The 4,057-nt window shown below is 74.8% G+C and carries 3 protein-coding genes; all 3 read left to right on the top strand.

Going from position 1 to position 4,057, the window contains the following annotated elements:
• The first annotated feature begins 379 nt into the window (after nt 1–379).
• The 3 genes from malQ (at nt 380) to LE181_RS25235 (ending at nt 4,053) form a co-directional block, all read left to right on the top strand.
• A complete protein-coding gene (gene malQ, locus LE181_RS25245) occupies nt 380–2,548 on the top strand; it encodes a 4-alpha-glucanotransferase (protein ID WP_225663793.1) in 2,169 nt (722 codons plus the stop codon).
• A gap of 56 nt (nt 2,549–2,604) precedes the next feature.
• Complete coding sequence (locus LE181_RS25240) at nt 2,605–2,877, top strand: hypothetical protein (protein WP_225663792.1); 273 nt, start codon at nt 2,605–2,607, stop codon at nt 2,875–2,877.
• Nucleotides 2,878–3,081: 204 nt separating this feature from the next.
• A complete protein-coding gene (locus tag LE181_RS25235) occupies nt 3,082–4,053 on the top strand; it encodes an acyl-ACP desaturase (RefSeq protein WP_225663794.1) in 972 nt (323 codons plus the stop codon).
• Nucleotides 4,054–4,057 lie beyond the last annotated feature (4 nt).

Genomic DNA, 4,057 nt, shown 5'->3' with positions numbered 1-4,057 from the left:
CCCGGCCGGGGTGCCCGGCCGGCCGAGGCGGCCGGTGCCCAGGACCCGGCCGGCCGGCGCCGCGCCGCCGGCGTCGCGGCCTCCGCCCGAGGGGTCGTCGTCGCCCAGGAACCGCACGGCCTTCTCCTCGCCCCCGGATGTCACGCCGGGTGTCGCTCCCGTGGTCGACGAGCCCATCACCAGGCGCGGAGCGTGTCAACGCGGCTGACCGAACTGCCGGTAATGCCCGCCGAGGTGAGGACCGCGGGCGAAGCGGAATCGATCGCGATGTCCCCCGAAGAGACGCCAAATCGACATCGGGGAACGCAAGGTGTCGGCGGCCACGACAGGTGGGTAGGGCTCCGGGCACGCGGCACGGGGGCGACCACGGAGGTCTGACATGGGCAGAGCGCGCCTCGCCGAGCTGCACGGCGTCGCCACCACCTACCAACCGGAGCCCGGCCGCACCGTCCGCGTCTCCGAGGACACCGTCGTCGCGGTCCTGGCCGCGCTGGGCGTCGACGCCACCACGCCCCGGGCCGTCCAGGACGCCCTGGAGGCCCACCGTGCGGCCCGCCGGGGCCGGTTGCTGCCGCCGGTGGTCGTGCTCCGGGACGGCGGCAAGCGGAATCTCCCGGAGCTCCCCGAGGGCACCCTGCTGCGCGTCGACACCGAGGACGGCCGGACCCTGCCCTGGGACCCCGCGGCGGGGCCCGGCGCCGAGCCCCTCCCGCCGGGCGGCCACCTCCTGCGCGCCCAGGCCCCCGACGGCCGGTCCGCGAGCGCGCCCCTGATCGTCGCCCCAGGGCGGATCCCCGCACCCCCCGGGCGCAGCCACGGCTTCCTCGTCCAGCTGTACTCCCTGCTGTCCGCCCGCTCCTGGGGCATGGGCGACCTCGGCGACCTCGCCGAGCTCGCCACCTGGTCCGCCCGCACGTTCGGCTCCGACTTCGTGCAGGTCAACCCCCTGCACGCGGCCGTGCCCGGCCCGCCCACCGACCCCTCGCCCTACCGCCCCTCCTCCCGCCGCTTCCCCGACCCCGTCCACCTGCGCATCGAGGAGATCCCCGAGTACGCCTACCTCACCGGCCCCGCCCGGGCGCAGGCGGACGAGCTGACGGCCGGCGCCGCCGCGCTGCGCCGGGCCGTGCTCCAGGACGGCGCGCTGATCGACCGCGACGCGGTCTGGGACCTCAAGCGCCGCGCCCTGGAGCTGCTGCGCACGGTGCCGCTGGGCCCCGGCCGGCGCGCCGCCTACGCGGACTTCCTCGCCGAGCAGGGCCAGGCCCTCGACGACCACTCCACCTGGTGCGCCCTCGCCGAGGTGCACGGCCCCGACTGGCGCTCGTGGCCCGCCGGCCTGCGCGACCCGCGCTCGGCCAGGACCGCCCGCGCCCGCGGCGAGCTGCTGGAGCGCGTCGACTTCCACTGCTGGCTGGCCTGGCTGACCGACGGGCAGCTGGCCGCCGCCCAGCGGGCCGCCCTCGACGGCGGCATGCGCGTCGGCCTCGTCCACGACCTGGCCGTAGGCGTCCACCCCTCGGGCGCCGACGCCTGGGCCCAGCAGGACGCCTTCGCCGCCGGCATGTCCATCGGCGCTCCCCCCGACGCCTTCACCTCCCGCGGCCAGGACTGGGGCCTGCCGCCCTGGCGCCCCGACGCCCTCGCCGCCACCGGCTACGCCCCCTACCGCGACCTGCTGCGCGGGCTGCTGCGGCACGCGGGAGGGCTGCGCATCGATCACGTGATGGGGCTGTTCCGGCTGTGGTGGGTGCCGCAGGGCTACGAGCCGCGGCGCGGCGCCTACGTGCGCTACGACGCCGAGGCCATGCTCGCGGTGCTCGCCCTGGAGGCACACCGCGCGGGGGCCGTCGTCATCGGCGAGGATCTGGGCACGGTCGAGCCCGGCGTGCGCGAGGCGCTCGCGGAGCGTGGGGTGCTGGGCACCTCGGTGCTGTGGTTCGAGCGCGACTACGACGGCGCACAGCGCGCGGCGGGTGCGGAGGACGCGGGGAGGGGCGCGGAGAGCGGGCAGGGAGCCGGGAGCGGCGCCGCGGACGGCAACGGCGGGGACGGCGCCGCGCACGCGGAGCCGCTGGAGCCCGGGCGCTGGCGCGCCGGATGCCTGGCGACGGCCACCACGCACGACCTGCCGAGCACCGCCGCCCGGCTGACCGGCGACCACGTCGAGCTGCGGCACCGGCTGGGGCTGCTCACCCGGCCGCTGGAGACCGAGCAGCGCGAGGACGCCACGGCGGTCGCGGAGTGGCTGGCGCTCTTCGGGCGGCTGGGGCTGCTGCCGGAGGGGCCGGGCGACGAGGAGGCGGCGGTCAGGGCGGTGCACCGCTTCCTGCTGCGCACCCCCGCCCGGATGGTCGGCGTCTGGCTGCCGGACGCGGTGGGGGACCGGCGCCCGCAGAACCTGCCGGGCACCTGGGACCAGTACCCGAACTGGCGGCTGCCGGTGGCCGACGCCACGGGCCGGCCGGTGCCGCTGGAGGAGCTGGCCGTCTCGCCCCGGCTGCACGCCCTGATGGAGGAGGTCAGGGCGGCCGCCGGGGGCCGGTGACGCCGATAGGCCACCCCGGGCGCGCGGGCCGCGCGGGTGTCCGATACGTTGAGGCCGTGAGCAATAAGGTCAACAAGAACGCCGTGCGCGCCGGTGCCATCTCCGCGGGCACGCTGCTGATGCTGCTGATGTCGTCCCCCGCGTTCGCGCTCACCCGCGACGACGGCGACGACCCGGGCCCCGGCCTGAGCACGATCAACACGCTCGGCCTCTACGTGGCCGCGCCCATCGTCCTCTTCCTGGTGATCACGGGCCTGACGATGGTCCTCGCCAAGCACTCCGACAACACCCGCACGCACGACACGCACTACCCGCGCACCGCGCGGTGACGCTGCTCGTCTGACCGCCGCTTTTCGAAGGCCGGCACCCCTGAGGGGGTGCCGGCCTTTTTGCTGCCCTTTTCGCCGCCCTTCCCCGCTCCCGGGGCGTCCCGCGGTCGGTGCATTGGCCAACGGCTTTGGCGTTTGTCCCACCATTAACCTACGGTGTCGTAACCTACGGAGCCGTAGGTGATGATCGCCCAGGAGCTGCCCGTGACCCTCGCCCCCTCCCATGACGGCCAGGCCGTGTGGAGCGACGCCCGACTGCTGTACGCGCTCGAAGAGGTCGTCGAGACCGAGCTCAACCGGCACCTGAAGGTGGCCAAGGAATGGATGCCGCACGAGTACGTGCCGTGGAGCGACGGGCGCAACTTCGACGGTCCGCTGGGCGGTGACGCCTGGCTCCCGGAGCAGTCGAAGGTCTCGGACATCGCCCGCACCTCCCTCGTGGTCAACCTGCTGACCGAGGACAACCTCCCCAGCTACCACCACGAGATCGCCTCGCTCTTCGGCCGTGACGGCGCCTGGGGCAGCTGGGTGCACCGCTGGACGGCGGAGGAGGGCCGGCACGGCATCGTGATGCGGGACTACCTGCTCACCTCGCGGGCCGTCGACCCGGTCGCGCTGGAGCGCTTCCGCATGCAGCACATGTCGGAGGGGTTCGAGTCCGACAACCGCCACAGCATGCTGCACTCGGTGGCCTACGTCGCCTTCCAGGAGCTGGCGACCCGCATCTCGCACCGCAACACCGGCCACCACTCCGGCGACCCGGTCTGCGACCGCATGCTCGCGCGCATCGCCACCGACGAGAACCTGCACATGGTCTTCTACCGCAACCTGCTGGGGAAGTCCTTCGAGCTGGCGCCCGACCAGACGATGTCCGCCGTGCGCGACGTGGTGGTCGGCTTCCGGATGCCCGGCCACGGCATCCCCGGCTTCGAGCGCGCGGCCGCCCAGATGGCCATCGGCGGCATCTACAACCTGCGCATCCACCACGACGACGTGCTGCAGCCGGTGCTGCGCTTCCTGAAGGTCCTGGAGATCACCGGCCTCGGCCCGGAGGGTCTGCGCGCCCAGGAGGAGCTGGGGCTGTTCATGAGCGGCCTCGACGACCAGGCGCGGAAGTTCGACGAGAAGCGCGAGGCGCTGCTGGCCCGTCGGCGGGCCCGGGCCGAGAAGGGCTGAAACG

This window comes from Streptomyces sichuanensis (assembly GCF_020328095.1).
GTDB classification, from domain to species: Bacteria; Actinomycetota; Actinomycetes; order Streptomycetales; family Streptomycetaceae; genus Streptomyces; species Streptomyces cinnamoneus.
The sequence above is the reverse complement of the archived record's forward strand: the minus strand, read 5'-3'. Positions and strand labels throughout refer to the sequence as shown.